This window comes from Paenibacillus sp. FSL R5-0744, from assembly GCF_037972555.1.
Lineage (GTDB): Bacteria > Bacillota > Bacilli > Paenibacillales > Paenibacillaceae > Paenibacillus_AQ.
The window spans coordinates 2,787,164-2,803,855 of the sequence record NZ_CP150228.1; the positions used below are offsets into that span (position 1 = coordinate 2,787,164).

14 protein-coding genes are annotated in these 16,692 nt (G+C 43.2%); 12 read left to right on the forward strand and 2 right to left on the reverse strand.

Features of this window, described 5'->3' with window-relative positions:
* The first annotated feature begins 41 nt into the window (after nt 1-41).
* From MKY19_RS12065 to MKY19_RS12075, 3 genes are all read left to right on the forward strand, one after another.
* Nucleotides 42-1,088, forward strand: coding sequence for an aromatic acid exporter family protein (locus MKY19_RS12065; protein ID WP_042187452.1), 1,047 nt, complete (start codon nt 42-44; stop codon nt 1,086-1,088).
* Nucleotides 1,089-1,249: 161 nt separating this feature from the next.
* Nucleotides 1,250-3,601 carry an RNA polymerase recycling motor HelD gene (gene helD / locus MKY19_RS12070; RefSeq protein WP_339270696.1) on the forward strand — a complete coding sequence of 784 codons (2,352 nt, stop codon included), beginning with the start codon at nt 1,250-1,252 and terminating at the stop codon, nt 3,599-3,601.
* Between the two features lie 134 nt (nt 3,602-3,735).
* Nucleotides 3,736-5,049 carry an MFS transporter gene (locus tag MKY19_RS12075; RefSeq protein ID WP_339803035.1) on the forward strand — a complete coding sequence of 438 codons (1,314 nt, stop codon included), beginning with the start codon at nt 3,736-3,738 and terminating at the stop codon, nt 5,047-5,049.
* Between the two features lie 55 nt (nt 5,050-5,104).
* Here MKY19_RS12075 and fsa read toward each other — a convergent pair whose 3' ends face one another.
* A complete protein-coding gene (fsa, locus tag MKY19_RS12080) occupies nt 5,105-5,752 on the reverse strand; it encodes a fructose-6-phosphate aldolase (protein WP_042126959.1) in 648 nt (215 codons plus the stop codon).
* 235 nt (nt 5,753-5,987) lie between these two features.
* Here fsa and MKY19_RS12085 point away from each other — a divergent pair, with 235 nt between their 5' ends.
* The 8 genes from MKY19_RS12085 to MKY19_RS12120 all read left to right on the forward strand — a co-directional run bounded on the left by MKY19_RS12085 (nt 5,988) and on the right by MKY19_RS12120 (nt 14,113).
* Complete coding sequence (locus MKY19_RS12085; protein ID WP_339803039.1) at nt 5,988-6,440, forward strand: hypothetical protein; 453 nt, start codon at nt 5,988-5,990, stop codon at nt 6,438-6,440.
* A gap of 6 nt (nt 6,441-6,446) precedes the next feature.
* A complete protein-coding gene (locus tag MKY19_RS12090; protein ID WP_339803042.1) occupies nt 6,447-7,001 on the forward strand; it encodes a GNAT family N-acetyltransferase in 555 nt (184 codons plus the stop codon).
* Between the two features lie 38 nt (nt 7,002-7,039).
* Nucleotides 7,040-7,720, forward strand: a complete 681-nt coding sequence (gene rpiA, locus MKY19_RS12095; RefSeq protein ID WP_143764014.1) for a ribose-5-phosphate isomerase RpiA — start codon at nt 7,040-7,042, stop codon at nt 7,718-7,720.
* Nucleotides 7,717-8,196: a VanZ family protein gene (locus tag MKY19_RS12100; protein WP_339270705.1), complete on the forward strand. Its 480-nt coding sequence runs from the start codon at nt 7,717-7,719 to the stop codon at nt 8,194-8,196. Before rpiA ends, MKY19_RS12100 begins: the two co-directional genes overlap by 4 nt.
* A gap of 3 nt (nt 8,197-8,199) precedes the next feature.
* On the forward strand, nt 8,200-8,640 hold the full coding sequence (locus MKY19_RS12105) for a GNAT family N-acetyltransferase (protein WP_076299436.1): 441 nt from the start codon (nt 8,200-8,202) through the stop codon (nt 8,638-8,640).
* A gap of 173 nt (nt 8,641-8,813) precedes the next feature.
* Nucleotides 8,814-9,269 (forward strand): MarR family transcriptional regulator, encoded by a 456-nt coding sequence (locus MKY19_RS12110; protein ID WP_076282879.1) that lies wholly within the window; start codon nt 8,814-8,816, stop codon nt 9,267-9,269.
* A complete protein-coding gene (locus MKY19_RS12115) occupies nt 9,266-12,427 on the forward strand; it encodes an MMPL family transporter (protein WP_339803045.1) in 3,162 nt (1,053 codons plus the stop codon). Before MKY19_RS12110 ends, MKY19_RS12115 begins: the two co-directional genes overlap by 4 nt.
* 297 nt (nt 12,428-12,724) lie before the next feature.
* Nucleotides 12,725-14,113, forward strand: a complete 1,389-nt coding sequence (locus MKY19_RS12120) for a lytic polysaccharide monooxygenase (protein ID WP_339803048.1) — start codon at nt 12,725-12,727, stop codon at nt 14,111-14,113.
* 96 nt (nt 14,114-14,209) lie between these two features.
* Here MKY19_RS12120 and MKY19_RS12125 read toward each other — a convergent pair whose 3' ends face one another.
* Nucleotides 14,210-14,881 carry a tetratricopeptide repeat protein gene (locus MKY19_RS12125; protein ID WP_149644218.1) on the reverse strand — a complete coding sequence of 224 codons (672 nt, stop codon included), beginning with the start codon at nt 14,879-14,881 and terminating at the stop codon, nt 14,210-14,212.
* A 192-nt stretch (nt 14,882-15,073) separates the two neighbouring features.
* Here MKY19_RS12125 and MKY19_RS12130 point away from each other — a divergent pair, with 192 nt between their 5' ends.
* On the forward strand, nt 15,074-16,630 hold the full coding sequence (locus tag MKY19_RS12130) for a stalk domain-containing protein (protein ID WP_339803051.1): 1,557 nt from the start codon (nt 15,074-15,076) through the stop codon (nt 16,628-16,630).
* Nucleotides 16,631-16,692: the final 62 nt, after the last annotated feature.

Consider the following 16,692-nt stretch of genomic DNA (forward strand, 5'->3'; position numbering starts at 1 on the left):
GTCCATATTGCAGAGTGGGCCAATTTTTAGGGGGGATATTTTTGGCTTTTGGAGCTCGCATATTTAAAACAGGAATGGCAGTCACGCTTGCCTTGTATTTAGCCGAACTGCTACATTTTCCATCTTCTGTGGGCGCTGCGATTGCAGCAATTTTCGCGATGCAGCCATCTATTTATCGCTCTTGGCGTTATTTTCTTGATCAGCTGACAACGACTACAATGGGCGCGGTACTCGCTCTTCTGGGAGGAATGCTGTTATCCAATAGTCCAATTGCGGTTGGGTTGGTCTGCATTCTTGTCATTATGATCAGTATGAAAATTAACCGGGCGGATACTATTAGCCTGACACTGGTCACCGTTATAACAGTGATGGAGGCTTCTGGTGAATGGCAGTTCGCGCTGAATCGGTTCTTATTAACATTGACAGGGATTGTTTCTGCATTTCTAATCAATATTATAGTAGTTCCTCCGAAACCACGGAAACAGTACATCAAGCAAATTGAGAACGTCTTTGCCAGTCTTTCCTTGCTGCTAAGAACGGCTGTATCTCATGAGATGAAGGAAAGTGTGTTTCGTGATGAAAAACTTGCACTGGAATCATCTATTAAATCTTTAGCGGATAAGTACGCTTTGTTTGAGGAAGAGCAGAAACAGCTAAAGAGGGCGAAGTACAGTCAGACTAGACAAATGGTTGTCTATAAGAACCTGTTATCTTCTTTGCAAAAGGGCTTCGATGTTCTTGAGGCTGTGGATCGGCATTATTTTCAAGCGGATCGAAGTGAAGAGACAGATGCATTGTTTGACAGTCATTTGGAGCAGTTAATCAAATATCATCAACTGATCTTACTGAAATTTGAAGATAAACTAAAACCAAACACTAATGAATCGGAACCCTTGGGAGACGAGAATGATGGATTTTTGAATTCAACGATCCTGGGGTATAATGCGGAGAAAATAGGTCAACTACGATTGTATGTTGTAGCCGCAGCTATTTACGATTACGGATATCAATTAGAACGGCTTGATAAAGTGGCAGATCAGATGAATCGTATAGCGACTGAGGAAAAAGAAACGGATCGCGAAGCTTAAAACATAACCTTGTGATGTGCAACATATAAGCTTAAGGATTATGTTCAGGGTGAAACTTATACTTCTTATTTTGTTAATAAGTCCGGTCCCTGAGGGGCCGGATTCATCTATTAAGAGTATCCTCACTTGAAATATCAACCTTCCAAAGGGGATGAAATGTAGTGGAGAATCATGAAATTGAATGGAAAGAGGAACAGCAGCGGGTTGACGGATTGACTAAGCTTTTGTCTGCCCATATTCGGCGACTATCTGAGGAGCTCGGACTCCATCGCAGTGATGTGGTGGATATGCGGAAAGACTTCTGGGAAGAGGTAACAGTAAACTTCAGTAGTCCAGATGATTTAGGGGAAACTTCAACAAGTCTGCGCCAACAATCCCAAATCTTGAATGAACGTGAACGCCATCATTTACAGTCGAGCAAGGCTCTAAAAAAATATAAAAAGCTACTCGTCTCTCCTTACTTTGGGCGTATTGACTTTACAGAAGCACCAAATGGAGAAACGGAAAAGATTTATCTGGGGATTGGATCCTTAATGGAGGATGATGGCACCTTCTTGATCTATGACTGGCGGGCGCCTATATCGAGCTTATATTATGACGGAGCTCCTGGCCCAGCAGCTTATGAGACACCTGGTGGACTTGTTTCCGGTACAATGAATCTTAAACGACAGTTTGTGATTTCTGATGGTGTTATTGAAGTTATGTTTGATACTGGGGTAACGATCGGCGACGAGCTTTTGCAGCAAGTGCTTAGCCATAGTGCAGATGATCGAATGAAGAGTATTGTAGCTACCATCCAGAAAGAGCAAAATGCGATTATCCGCAACGACAAAAGCCGAATGCTGGTCGTTCAGGGTGCCGCAGGAAGCGGGAAAACCTCTGCAGCATTGCAGCGGGTTGCTTATCTTTTGTATAAATACCGTGAAGTTCTGCAAGCAGACCAGATGTTGTTGTTCTCACCGAATCCGCTGTTTAATAGCTATGTTTCAACTGTGCTCCCAGAGCTAGGTGAAGAAAATATGCAACAAACCACTTTTCAAATGTATCTTGAGCATCGTTTAGGACATGAATTCCAGCTGGAAGATGTCTTTAGTCAGACGGAAAACCTACTGAATGCCCCTGATGGCCCTGAAGTAGGTATACGCAGAGAAGGCATCGCTTATAAATCATCCGTACCTTTTCTCGATGTGATTCGTCGGTATGCTACGATGCTGGAACATGAGGGCATGCTGTTCAAGCCTTTAATGTTTCAAGGTAGAGCGGTAGTCAGTAAAGAAGAAATGGAACGTCATTTCTATGCCTATGATCCCGCCATTAAGCTTGCGAACCGTGTAGACTTAATGACACGCTGGTTACTGAAGAAGATCGCTGATTTTAGCCATGAGGAAAGAAATGCTTCATGGGTTGAAGATCAAATTGAGCTATTGGACTCCAGTGATTACCATCGTGCATATCAGATGTTACGACGTAAGAAGAAAGCTACACAGGATAGTTTTGATGATTTTGATACTGAAAAAGAAGTGTTATCCCGGTATGTAGTCAGCCAACGCTTAAAACCACTGCGCGGATGGACTAAACGAGGTCGTTTTGTGGATGTTAAGGGGTTGTACAGTACGCTGTTTACGGATCGTGAGCTTATGGAACGCCTAAATGGTGTTAATTCTCTGCCGGAAATCTGGGATGAAATCTGTGAACAAACACTAAAATCTATCGCAGTGAACGAGCTTGCCTACGAAGATGCTACACCATTCCTTTATTTGAAGGAGTTAAGCCAAGGCTTCCGTACCAATACGCTGATTCGTCATGTGATTGTGGATGAAGTACAAGACTACTCACCTTTCCAATTAGAGTTCATGCGCCGTTTGTTTCCAAGGGCGAAAATGACCGTATTGGGTGATTTGAATCAGGCGATCTATGCACAAGGTGAGGTGCTCGGTGATTTGTCTAGTTTGGTAAGCATTTATGGGGAAGAGAATACAGAAGTGATCTCGTTAACCCGAAGCTATCGCTCCACTTTTGAAATTGTAGAATTTACGCGTTCAATGATTCCTGGAGGGGAAAGAATTGTGCCGTTTAATCGACGAGGAGAAGAACCTCAGCTAAGTGTGGTGTCTAGCGAGGATGAACTTCTGAATGCAGTTGAAATGGATATCCGGAATTTGCAATCCAAGGGGTATCATTATGTGGCTGTCATTTGTAAAACAGCAGAAGAAAGCGCAAGAGTTCATGATGAACTACATAGTAGGCTGCCAGTAAGGCTCGTTACGAAAGAAACGCCGAATTTCCAGAAGGGAACATTGGTGTTACCTGCTTACTTAGCTAAAGGTGTGGAGTTTGATGCTGTTATCATCTACGATGGTTCAGCTGAACGATATGGCAGAGAAAGTGAGCGTAAATTGTTTTATACAGCTTGCACTCGAGCGATGCACTTGCTGCATATTTTTAGCCTAGGAGAACCAAACCGGTTTCTTCCATCTGTAAAAGCGAAGACCATGATTACAAATTCGCTGTAAAGCCCCATCTTCTGATCATAAGATCGTCCTTTCGCATTGGCGGGGGGACGGTCTTTTTATATGTATGAATAAAGAGAGATGAACAAACCACAATATAGAGAGTCGTCGCAAACAATGACAAAGGTGGTCAGTTCATGAAGGAAAGAAAATGGGATCTGCTTGCACTGGCATCCATTCCACTAATTATGACCCTCGGTAACTCCATGCTGCTCCCTATTTTGCCGCAGATTTCTAAAGAACTAGGCATTAGCTCTTTTCAGGTGAGTATGCTGATTACTGTTTATGGATTGATGGCTATCGTGATGATCCCAATTGCAGGGTACCTGTCTGATGCTTATGGACGTAAAAAGGTGATTCTTCCGAGTCTGATCATTGCTGCTATTGGTGGAGCTGTCTGCGTGGTGGCGGCTTGGTTTATGAAGGGCGTTAGCGCCTATTGGGTCATTCTGGCCGGACGTTTATTACAAGGGATAGGTGCGGCTGGTGCTTTTCCTATTGTGCTGCCCTTCGTTGGTGATTTATTCAAGGAAGAAGAGGATGTAAGCAAAAGTCTGGGAATTATTGAAACCTCTAATACCTTTGGTAAAGTGCTCAGTCCGATCCTTGGAGCTTATCTTGGAATATGGCTTTGGTTTGCACCTTTTATCGCTATTCCTGTTCTATGTTTAATTTCATTTGCTTTAGTTCTTTTTCTGGTTCGAAAGCCGGAAGCGAAGGAACAACCTGAGAAACAGGGTATAAGAGAATTTTTATCCGGAATTGTGAGCATTTTGCGTGAAAAGGGACGATGGTTGTATGCTATTTTTGCCATAGGCGGTATCTGTATGTTTGTAACCTTTGGTGTTCAATTCTATTTATCGGAAATGCTGGAATCTAAATTTAATATGCATGGGGCAATGAAGGGATTTGTGCTGGCAATACCATTAGCCTTGTTATGTCTGTCTTCATACGGAACAGGAAAGATCATTGGTCAGAACAAAACGCTAATGAAATGGCTGGGCTTTGGAGGAATGGTGTTACTTACTGCAGCAATGATCTTTGCGGGGTTCAATAAAGGTATTTATTTCTTAGTCGGGTTTATGGGCTTAGGTTGTGTTGGAATCGGGATTGTGCTTCCTTGTATGGATGCTTTGATCACGGAGGGAATTGAGAAAGAAAATAGCGGCACGATAACCGCTCTCTATAGCAGTATGAGGTTTATAGGGGTAGCCGCAGGACCGCCAGTGGTATCGCTGCTGTTAAGCAGTGGTCATTGGGTATTATTCGCTTTGATGGCTACAGTCGGCGCAATTGGTGGATTGCTGACCTTATTTGCAGTAACGCCAAGCAAGGGGAGCAAGGGAGAATCTGACGTGAAAGAAACGGAGCAGGTAGATGCGCGACTCTTGTCAAAGCGTGTTCGTCAGACTTCTGCAAGGACTTTAGATGGAAAAAAGAGCTATCCTTAAGCTGCGTTGCCGTAGCTTGCGGGATAGCCCTTTGATAAAAGAATGAAAGACAATCTTATGCTTGTGGTACGGATTCCCAATCCTTCAGGAAGCGTTCGATACCGTTATCTGTCAGCGGATGCTTCCAGAGGGTAGGCAGGAGCGAACCTGGGATGGTAGCAATGTGAGCACCAGCAAGAGCGGCTTGCTCAACATGCGCAATGTTACGGATGGATGCTGCAATAATTTCGGAAGTCATACCGTAGTTAGTTAGGATGGTCTTCAGATCCTTGATCAGCTTCATTCCGTCAACACCGATATCATCCAGACGTCCTACGAAAGGAGAAATATAAGTTGCGCCTGCTTTTGCAGCCATTAAGCCTTGAGCCGCTGAGAAGACAAGCGTTACGTTAGTTTTGATACCTTTTTTTGTAAGCTCATAACAAGCTTCCAAGCCATCTTCAGTCATAGGGAGTTTAATGACAACGTTTGGAGCCCACTCAGCAATTTCGTATGCTTCTTTAAGCATTTCTTCTGCTGTAAGTCCGATTACTTCTGCACTTACAGGACCTGGAACGATTGCTACGATTTCTTTGATAACATCTTTAAACAATCTTCCTTCTTTAGCGATGAGCGACGGGTTAGTCGTTACGCCATCCACTAATCCGAGGCGAGTAATACGTTTGATCTCTTCAATATTTCCGGTGTCCAAGAAAAACTTCATTTTAAGTTTCCTCCCTTGATTTCCATATGGATTGACAAACAATATTCATATTTTCATTATGAGACATGTCAAACGAAGTTTCAACTGTTATTTTGAATATTTCAAAATAACTTTATAGATTGAATATCGCTTACACTTGTTATAGTGTTGATAATATAGGATTGGTCTATGCAGTTATCCATGATAATATATAATCGGTATTGTTATTATGGAGTATTGGGTGGGACGTGATGAAATGTACTCGATATTAGTTATTTTGCTTGTGCTCGTGTTGTCAGTTGCCGGATTCTTGGCCTACCAGAACAGCAAATTGGTATCTAATCAGAAAAAATTAGGAACTTTATCACGCAATCCTTCACTAATGTATTCTATCTTTGACCAATCTTGCGCTGCTAGTGTGGAAGACCCAGACGTAATTCCTTTAGTTCAATACACAGTTTTTGTGGAGTCCAGCGGGCAGGCAGTTGTGAATAAGCCTTTAGCAATCATTAATCTTTGTAGAGTAAGTGCGGGTAGAGGAAATCTAGTTCTCGCTGATGTCGAACGTAGTGTGCTGGAGCACATTAAATTGGCAGCCCCCTCAGATCCTTTCATTGAGCATAAAGCTTACTTACATAGGGCTGCTAACCACGCTGAAAAAGAGATGATCCTAAACTTAGAGGATGTAGTGAAATTACAATATACATAAGACAGAATGAAGAATATTGATTTTTTTGGCTGCAAGAAGGATAATACGAATTTGGATACAAGAAAAGAGGGAAATAGAGTGTCGCCCGTAACAGAAGTGAATTTTGAAGTAGTTGATCCAGAGAACGCTGATTTAAGAGAACTTATTACGTTTCTGGATGAGGAACTGAAGATGCGTTATCCGCATGAGACGATCTATGTTGTTGATTTCGAGGATCCCAAAGTAAAAGAAATGACTTTCATAGTAGCCTACTTAAACGGAAAACCAGTGGGATGTGGTGGGCTTCGTCCACTGGATTATATCGGAATAGAGATCGCAACGATGGAGTTGAAGCGCTTTTATGTAGATTCTAGTTATCGTAAAATGGGCATAGCTACAAATATGCTGTTATTCCTTGAAGAACAAGCATTAGCGGCGGGGTTTAAGGAGATCCGATTGGAGACCGGAATTAAGCAGCCAGAAGCGATTGCGCTTTACGTCAAGCATGGCTACCAACCGATTGATTTATTTGGACCCTACATAGGTGATCCGGATAGTCTCTGTTACGGCAAAATACTATAAAACTTTATAATGGATAACATGGGGGTATTAAAATGAGTATCAACGTTAAACAACTAGCAGCTGAAAAAGCAGTGGAATATGTAGAAGATGGAATGAAGGTAGGTCTGGGTACGGGATCAACTGCCTACTGGGCAATCCGCAAGCTCGGTGAACGCGTCAGTGAAGGCTTGAAAATTACGGCAGTAGCTACTTCACGCGCTTCCGAAGAGCAAGCACGAGAGCTGGGAATTCCACTGGTAGCTTTTGGTGATATTGATAGTCTGGACTTAACCATTGACGGAGCGGACGAGCTAGACAGCAGTCTGCAACTAATTAAAGGCGGCGGCGGTGCTTTGCTTCGTGAGAAGATTGTAGCTAGTAATAGTACCCGAATGATTGTGATTGCCGATGAAGGTAAAGTTGTAAACACGCTAGGCAAATTTCCGTTGCCGGTGGAAATCGTTCCTTTCGCCTGGGAATGGACTGTGGCAGAGCTTGCCAAACTGGGTTGCCAACCTGAATTGCGTCGCAGCGGAGAAGAGTTGTATAAGACGGATAATGGCAATTACATTGCGGACTGCCGATTTGAAGCGATAGAAGCTGCACCGAAGCTAGCACTGACTATCCAAAACATCCCGGGTGTTGTAGATCACGGCCTATTTATTGGAATTGCAGCGATGGCGATCGTAGGTAAACTTGATGGAACTATCGAAATTATTGAAGCTCAACCTAAGAATTGATTAACCGCAGACATAAAGAAACTTACCGTTCATGGCCGCTAAAAGGATTGACACGGGTAGTGCTAACTCTGTATAGTGCTACTGTTATCTATTGGATGTTTATCGGATTTGGACGTGAGGTACATACCGGAGGTCCTCTTCAGTATAATCTGGTTCCATTTCGCACGGTGTCACTTTATTTCAACTTGGATAACGGTTTATCACTTATCAATCGGCTAGTAAATCTGCTAGGAAATGTTGTAGTTTTTATTCCATTTGGTTTTCTTTCGCCATTAGTAAAGATACGTCCTGTTTCTTGGCTTAGAATCTCGCTATATGCTGTCCCTTGTATTCTGCTTTTGGAGTGCTTGCAAATGCTGCTGCATGTGGGAAGCTTCGATATTGATGATTTACTATTAAACATGCTGGGTGTGTGGACAGGCTACGGATTGTTTCGAGTGATTAGCTGTAAAAGGAACAAAGAAGGAGAAATGTGAAGAATGTTGATTGATCTTAAACCCCTCATTGGTACATCTGAGGTGAATGAGCTGCTGACCTATGCGGTCATAGATGATCCGAATGCTCTAAAGCAGACTTCGTCTGAGTATAGCGAACAAGCCGGGCTAAAGTTATATGGCTGGGAAGAGGAAGAATTACTGCTTGGTCTTGTAGGCTTTGAAGAAACAGAAGATGGTTCCTTGGATATTCGGCATATTGCTGTATTGCCAGAGAACAGAGGAAAAGGTTATGCACGAGGGATGATTCTGGAGCTGCTTACTACGCGTCAGCCGCGTTATCTGGTAGCTGAAACAGAGGATGAGATTGCTGCAGATTTCTACCGTAGTCTTGGGTTCATGGTGTACAGCCTCGGCGAAAATGCAGCAGGCATTGAAACGCTGAGATGTGTTTATGAAGTAGAAGAGATCGAGGATGAGGAATAAACAATTTTTAGAAGACATACAATGGCAGGTCGAGATGAAATCTCGGCCTGTTTTTTTGTTGGGTCACCTTAAATTGTTCCTTAGAATTGTAAAGTTGACTTTTGAAATAAATGGGATTATAGTTTGACAATGAAACTGTTCTACAGTTGAACTATATTTGGAGGTAGGAAGCTTTGGAAGATGAAGTTCAGCATTGGATTAACCGTTATATGGATGCTTATATGATGGTGACTAGACAAGTAGCCGCAAGAATTAAAGATAGCATTGCTGCAGATACAACGAATGATCAGTATCAAATTCTGCGTCTGATTAATGCTCAGGAACAATGTACATCTACATATCTAGCAGAAACTTTTTGCGTGGGTAAAAGCTCCATTACAGCAATAATCAACAGACTGGTGCAAGCGGGCATTATTGAGCGCACTCGTGACGAGAATGATCGTCGTCAGGTGTATTTATCGATGTCAGAGCATGGTAAAAGAGTATTTGAAGCAGCTGAGTCGCAAGTACATGAAGTAGTGGCCCCGTATTTGTTTCATTTTGAAAAGAAGGATATTGAGACGTTCATCATGATGTTTGAGAAACTGGCAAGTCTAATTCAGAATGATAATGGAGGGAAGAGCCAATGAAGACGATTCTAAAAGCAAGATGGGCGGTTATCGCAATCTGGCTCGCTGTAGCGGTGGTGCTAGTGATGACGGCCCCGTCTTTCTCTGATCTTGTCCGTGAGAAGGGGCAGGTTACGGTTCCAGAGGGATACCCTTCATCTAGAGCAGCAGAAATCATGAAGGAAGCGTCAAGTGACAAGGGAGGCGAATCACTCCATCAAGTAGCCCTTGTGTTCAATAACCCGAAGGGAATCGGAGCGGAAGAAACAGCAAGTATTCAACAAGGCGTTGAGAAGCTGGCTGCAAATAAGGAAGCTCTGCAGTTAGATTCCATCACCGATCCTTTTTCACAAAGTGAGCTTAAAGATACACTGATTGCCAAAGATGGCAAGACTATTATGGTGGCGTTGTCCGTAAAAGGTGAAGGAGAGGCTGTTACTGCGCTGCCAGATAAAGTGGATGAGATGCTCTCAGGTGTTAAAGCAGATCATTATTTGACCAGTGAAGGTCTGATTACAGAGGATATGATTGCAAGCTCAGAAGCAGGGCTAAAGAAGTCGGAGTATATTACAGTTGTCTTTATCCTACTTATTCTATTTGTTGTGTTTCGTTCGTTCGTAGCGCCTTTTGTACCGCTGCTGACCGTGGGTATCAGCTATATTGTATCCCAATCTGTCGTGGCTTTTTTGGTGGATCGTTATGATTTTCCTTTATCAACGTTTACTCAAATCTTTATGGTTGCGGTCATGTTCGGGATCGGTACGGATTATTGTATTCTGCTGATCAGTCGCTTTAAAGAAGAATTGATGACCGCAGAAGATACTAAAAGTGCAATCATTGCAACTTATCGAAAAGCTGGAGGAACGGTGTTCTATTCGGGCTTAGCGGTATTTGTAGGTTTTGTAGCGATTGGGTTATCGAAATTTATCCTTTATCGTTCAGCAGTAGCTGTTGCAGTTGGTATTGCAGTTATGCTATTGGCACTTGTGACGATTGTTCCATTCTTTATGGCTGTTCTAGGCAAAAAGCTATTCTGGCCCTCCCGTGGCAAGCTGGAGCATAGTGAGAGCCGTATTTGGGGATGGGCAGGTTCTTTTTCTTTAAAAAGACCGTGGGCCGCACTTCTAATCGTTGCAGCAATTGTATCCCCATTTCTAGTTACCTATAGCGGTAAGCTGTCCTTTAACAGCTTGGAGGAAATTGGCTCGGAATATGCTTCGGTAAAAGGTTTTAATATTATTTCGGAGAGCTTCGGACCAGGTGAATCGATGCCTGGCAAGGTCGTTATCAAGAATGATGATCGTATGGACAATTCAGAATATCTGGGACTTGCGGAGAAAATTAGCCGCGAGCTGGAAAAAGTGGATAGTGTAAAATCTGTTCGGAGCATGTCACGTCCAACAGGTGAGCTGATTAGTGATTTCTTGATTCCGAATCAGGTCGGTACACTTTCTGATGGACTGGACCAGAGTAACGAAGGTCTGACCAAGATTCAGACCGGCTTGTCAGAAGCTAGTAAACAGCTTAGCGATAATGCTCCTAAACTTACAGAAGCTGTTGCAGGGAGTGCTAAGCTGACAGAGGGCACAGCGGATCTCAAAGAAGGAATTGTTGCTTTAGGCGCTGGGCTCACCCAGATTGAGAGCGGGATTAAGAGTGGCTCAGCGGGTGCAGGAGAGATCAAATCCGGTCTTCAGCAGGCAGCAACAAGTGCTAAACAGTTAGCAGATGCAAATGCGAAGTTACTTGAGGGCTATAAAAAAATCGGTGGAGGCTTAACCCAGCTGGATGAAGGACTCGGGCAGTTTCCGAAGCAGTTACAAGGTGTTGCAGAGGCATTAAAAGGACTGGACGGTTCCTTCGCTGGCCTAGAGAGCAGTTATCCGGAAATTGTTCAGGATGTAAATTATTTGACGATCAAAGGTACAGTAGCACAAAGTGGTACGGGTGCAGCGCAGCTAGCAGCCGGTCTTGGTCAGGTTTCAGAACAGCTTAAAGGTGCAGCTACTGGCTTAAATGAAGCGAATGCCGGTTATGCCAAAGCTGCGGCTGGGCAAACCGCGCTCGCGCAAGGTTTAGCTAAGCTTGTAGCTGGACTCGGTCAACTGCAATCTGGACTCGATCAGGCGGCAGCGGGTCAAGGACAGATCGTAGAAAAGATTCCATCTATCACAAGTGGTCTTGATCAATTGCAAGGCGGACAGAAGCAGCTTGCAGATGGTTTTGGTGAATTGACAGGTCAGATTGGAGCCTTAACCACTGGACTAAGCGATAGTGCTGATGGATTGAAGCAAATTACAAGCGGTCTGGGCTCGGCACAAGAATACTTGAATCAGATTCAAGCGGCTAAGGATGAAGAGCTGAGCGGATTCTTCGTACCGGCTGAGGCACTTAACGCTGAAGGTATAAAGCAGGTATTTGACACGTACTTATCTGATGACCGTAAGGTGATGACATTGGACGTGGTATTCACCGAGAATCCTTACAGCTCAGAGGCTATAGATAGTGTGGGTGATATTCAAGCAGCAGTAGATCGTGCAGTTAAAGGTACGAAGCTTGAAAATGCTGAAATAGCTATTAGCGGGGTTACAAGTAGTCAAAGCGATTTGCGAAATATTTCCAATGAAGACTATACGCGTACAGTAATCTTGATGCTGAGCGGTATTTTCATCATATTAGTGTTGCTGCTTCGCTCAATCGTAATGCCGATTTACCTTATCATTTCACTTTTGATCACTTACTTTTCAGCGTTGGGCGTTACAGAGGCTATTTTCGTTAATCTTCTGCACTATGAAGGGATTACCTGGACGACGCCATTCTTTAGTTTTGTTATGCTGATTGCACTAGGTGTGGATTATAGCATTTTCTTAATGGCCCGGTTTAACGAAAATAAAACATGGGACGTAAAAGAAGCGATTCTACACGCTATGCGCAATATGGGTACAGTTATCCTTTCAGCTGTAGTTATTCTGGGTGGTACTTTCGCTTCGATGTATCCTTCTGGGGTATTGTCGATGATGCAGATTGCTACAGTGGTGCTCGTAGGATTGGCCTTGTATGCTTTAATCTTCCTGCCGTTCTTTGTCCCTGTTATGGTACGGATCTTCGGCCGAGGAAATTGGTGGCCATTTTCGGTTAAACAGAGCGGAGAAGCTAACAAGCAGGATTTAAATATTTAAATGGGACTATACCCCATTTATGAATCAGAAGTCATAACAAGTTGTTTTTTGCAGCCAGCCACCGATATATTTATCGGTGGCTGGCTTTTTATTTGAGTAGAATGAATCGTTTCGATGGGGCATTATTAGCGGGGAGAGCTACTAATCCGTTCAATTGTCATGGGTCTTTTATCCATTGACGTCTGGTTCTTTAGGTTATTGTTATTATGTTTTCAGAAAATTATAATAACACTGGATTCGTTTTCAAAGTCTCCAAATTACAACTAGAAAGCGAGATGATGAATGATGAAAGTAAGCATGAAGAACAGCAGAATCGCAAAGAAGGTTGCTCCATTTGTTATTACAGCGGGGGTTATTGTCGGAGTAGGACTTATCGATACCGATAAAGCGCTAGGACACGGTTATGTATCCGAACCAGCAAGTCGTGCGAAGCTTGGTGCAGCGAATAATGTGGGTTCTGTTCAATATGAGCCACAGAGTCTAGAGGCACCAAAGGGTTTCCCATTGGCGGGTCCTGCGGACGGGAAGATTGCATCTGCGGGTGGCATGTTCGGAGGAATTCTGGATCAACAATCAAGTGATCGCTGGATTAAGCACGATATGGTTGGCGGAGTCAATGACATCACTTGGTATCATACAGCACAACATAGAACAACAAAATGGCATTACTATATTACGAAAAAAGGTTGGAATCCTAATACGCCAATTAAACGTTCCGATTTAGAGCTTATTGGAACTTTTGAAAATGGCGGTAAACAGCCTGAGCGTTCTGTGACGCACAAAGTAAATGTCCCAACTGACCGCAGTGGATACCATGTTATTTTGGCGGTGTGGGATATTGATGATACAGCGAATGCCTTCTACCAAGTCATTGATGTGAATCTAAAGAACGTTGAATCAGGACCTGGGGTACAACCAGACACGGAGAAGCCGTCAACAGTAACGGGGTTACACACGATGAGTGTAGAATCGAGCAATGTAGATCTTATGTGGAATGCTGCAACAGATAACGTAGGCGTAGATCATTACATGATTTATCGCGGGGATAGCGTCGGTATAGCGAAACAAATCGGAACATCCTCAACAACGAGCTTTAAAGACATTACTGTAGAAGCAGGCAAAATTTATACATATTATATTGTTGCGGTAGATCGTGCAGGAAACACGTCAGGCTCAAGTAATATTATTGTTGTTAGCACACCAAACCCAGAAGTGGTTATACCTCCAGTGGAAACACCAGATACTGTGAAGCCTTCGATGGTTGAGGGGCTGCATACCATGTCAGTGAAGCACAATAGTGTTAATCTGATGTGGAATGCCGCCCAAGATAATGTAGGTGTTGATCATTATGTTGTGTATCGAGAGGGTGTTGAATTGACCCAAACTAAGGGAACTTCCTTTACGGATTTAACGGTGCAAGCTTCCACTACGTACAATTATCATGTGAGAGCTGTAGACGCTGCTGGTAATATTTCAGACAAGAGCTCTTTGTATACAGTCACAACCCTTGTGAAACCCGTATTACCAGATGTAGCAGCTTGGAATGCAACCGGGTTGTACATTGTAGGAACAAAAGTTGAATACAAGGGTAACGTTTATGAAGCTCGAGTGACATTTAGAAGTTTCGGTGATACCAACTGGAATCCGGAGTCGGCATTATCGCTTTGGAAATTAGTGACGAACTAATAACATCGTTTCCCCCCCAATTTATTATAAAAAAACGGAGATCATTTCTGATAATCAGAAGTGATCTCCGTTTTTTGGGTTAAGGAGTCGTCAAGTTTATTTCATCTTGGCGAAAAAGCTGCGCAACGCCCAACCGCGCTCCTGCCGTTTTTTATATTTAGGAAGTGAACGATAAACAGCGGTGGATTCTTCGAAAGCTCGTTTCGCATCCTCTGATCTGCCAAGCGCTTTATACATCGAACCAGCCAGATAATACGCCTCAGAAGAAGAAGACTGGATTTCTTGATACTGAGTAACGTAATGTAATGCTTTATCATGATTCGTATGGCGGAAAGTTTCCGCTAACCAAAGATATGGCTGTCCATATCGAGCCTTACGGTTGATCTCCAGACCACGAAGCATTTGTGCTTCGCCTTCCTCCAAAGCGCCTAGCTTAAGATTCACATGTCCGAGTTCTACCCAATATTCAGCAGATTGTTCATAACGGTCCTCGATTTGCAGTAGGAGATCCTTCGCTTCCCTGTATTTTTTACGTTCTGCCAAACTCCGCGCTAAATCAAATTTGGATGAAACATCATTAGGATTTAAAGAAATGGTTGTACGTAACTTGGAAATTTGACGCATTCTTTTGAAGGGCTTTGTAATGCTGGGGAAGATGCCCACATATCGCCGATCCAAGAAATACAAGATAAGAAGCAGGATGAATATAGCCAGAAAAGGGTTGCCCACTAATCTGAAGAGCAGTAAAACACCTATAAATTTAAGCATAACTTCCCTCCATAATCATTTGGTTCCGGTATTGCGATTGAAAAGAGTAGATCCAAGGCAGCGTAATTATAACATAATTCAAAGCAATCTGAATCCCGGGATTTAAAAATTATACAACTTTGAGCAGCTTAATAGCGTCTTAGTGTAAGATGAATAATAATTACAATAATATCATAAGAAGGGAAAAACAAGATGAACTTATTAGCAAGGAAGCTACAGCTGTTTAGTTTGGCTGTTTGTTCTACTTTTATGGCTGTTACGTCAGTCCCACAAGTGATAAGCGCGGATCCCTCATCCGCGAAGCTGAGTGGAATTAAGGAGATTGTTGCCACTTCTGGATTTTGGGGAGGCAGCTCCTTCGCACTGGGGACTGACGGAACCGTATGGTCTTGGGGGAGCAATGTTTTTGGACAATTTGCAAATGGAACTGCAGGTCCTGAAGGGTGGACGATTACTCCCCATAGCATAGCAGCGCTTGATCGTACGAAGCAGTTAGAGATCGGTGGAATTTATTATGTTGCGCTGAACGAAGACGGGACGGTTAAAGCTTGGGGAGATTACCGGGATAAGAATGCTATAGAAGCAGGCAATGGGGTAAGCGCTAAACAGCAGAAGGTGCTGCTTCCTCAGGTTATCTCTGGGATGACCGATGTAGTCAGTATAGCTTCAGGCATGCACAATACCTTAGCTTTGAGAAAGGATGGAAGCGTACTCCAGTGGAATCCTCCAGAAATCACTGATGTAGGTTTTACAGTGTTGCCTGCTGCTACCAAGGTTCAGGGTTTAAGTGAGGTAATGTGGGTCGGTAACAGTGACTATCAGGCCGCAATTCGCACCAACGGTACTCTTTGGATTTGGAGCGCTAACCCGCAAATAGAGAATACAAAAGCAGTGAAGAAGCCGACCCCAGTCAAGGATTTATATCATGTGAAGTCCGTTTCTATGAACTGGAGGAGTATACTGGCGTTAACTGAGAATGGAAGTGTCTGGGCAACGGTTGACAGCAATAATTATAACGAAATCATGATGAAGAAGATGCCAGGTCTTACGGATATTGTATCTGTTCAGACGAAAAATGGGTTCAATCTTGTTGCCAATAAAAAAGGAGAATACTGGGTATGGGAAGCTGGCACTTTATTGCAAGGTCTGCAAAAGATCACAGTCATAAAGCCGATCTCCAAACTTACGCTGGATTTAGGTGGCTTTGTAGCTGTTAAAAAAGATGGCACCGCGTGGACTTGGAATACCCAATCATCAACCGACAGTAAATGGGTCTTTACTAAGCCTAAACAAATCAAAGGCTTGAGTAATCCGGTTTCTTTTGCCACGGGGGAAAATAGTAAATATGCAGTTTTGAAGGATGGAACAGCAGTAGCTTGGGGGACGAATATGTTTGGTCAACTTGGAATCAGCGCGCTTGATTCACGTCCTTTTACTGTATCTCCTATCTTGAAGCCTGTTACTGTAATCGTGGATGGGAAGAAGATCGACTCCGCACAGTCTGCTATATTCTTGGATGGAAGTGTAAGAGTACCGATCAGGGAAGTGGCGGAAAATCTGGGCTACACCCTCTCATGGGACGGAGATATGACGCTCTCGAAAGAAGGCAAGAAAATCATCTTTAAAGAGGGAGCCATTAAAGTAAGTTATGCATCACTTGTTCCAGCGGCAGCTTTGGTTAAGGCACTAGGTGTTACTGCAGAGTGGAATAGTAAACTTTACCAATTAACGATACAAACAAAAAGATGACTTTCATTTAACACTTATTTTAATATTCTGATGTACAATAAGTGAATTATCTCAATTGAACC

What these genes read in the sequence shown, in the direction of transcription:
- fsa (WP_042126959.1), bottom strand. Translation starts at nt 5,752, where the DNA reads ATGAAGTTTTTCTTGGACACCGGAAATATTGAAGAGATCAAACGTATT.
- MKY19_RS12130 (WP_339803051.1), top strand. Translation starts at nt 15,074, where the DNA reads ATGAACTTATTAGCAAGGAAGCTACAGCTGTTTAGTTTGGCTGTTTGT.
- MKY19_RS12125 (WP_149644218.1), bottom strand. Translation starts at nt 14,881, where the DNA reads ATGCTTAAATTTATAGGTGTTTTACTGCTCTTCAGATTAGTGGGCAAC.
- MKY19_RS12120 (WP_339803048.1), top strand. Translation starts at nt 12,725, where the DNA reads ATGAAGAACAGCAGAATCGCAAAGAAGGTTGCTCCATTTGTTATTACA.
- MKY19_RS12085 (WP_339803039.1), top strand. Translation starts at nt 5,988, where the DNA reads ATGTACTCGATATTAGTTATTTTGCTTGTGCTCGTGTTGTCAGTTGCC.
- MKY19_RS12115 (WP_339803045.1), top strand. Translation starts at nt 9,266, where the DNA reads ATGAAGACGATTCTAAAAGCAAGATGGGCGGTTATCGCAATCTGGCTC.
- MKY19_RS12075 (WP_339803035.1), top strand. Translation starts at nt 3,736, where the DNA reads ATGAAGGAAAGAAAATGGGATCTGCTTGCACTGGCATCCATTCCACTA.
- MKY19_RS12105 (WP_076299436.1), top strand. Translation starts at nt 8,200, where the DNA reads ATGTTGATTGATCTTAAACCCCTCATTGGTACATCTGAGGTGAATGAG.
- MKY19_RS12090 (WP_339803042.1), top strand. Translation starts at nt 6,447, where the DNA reads ATGAAGAATATTGATTTTTTTGGCTGCAAGAAGGATAATACGAATTTG.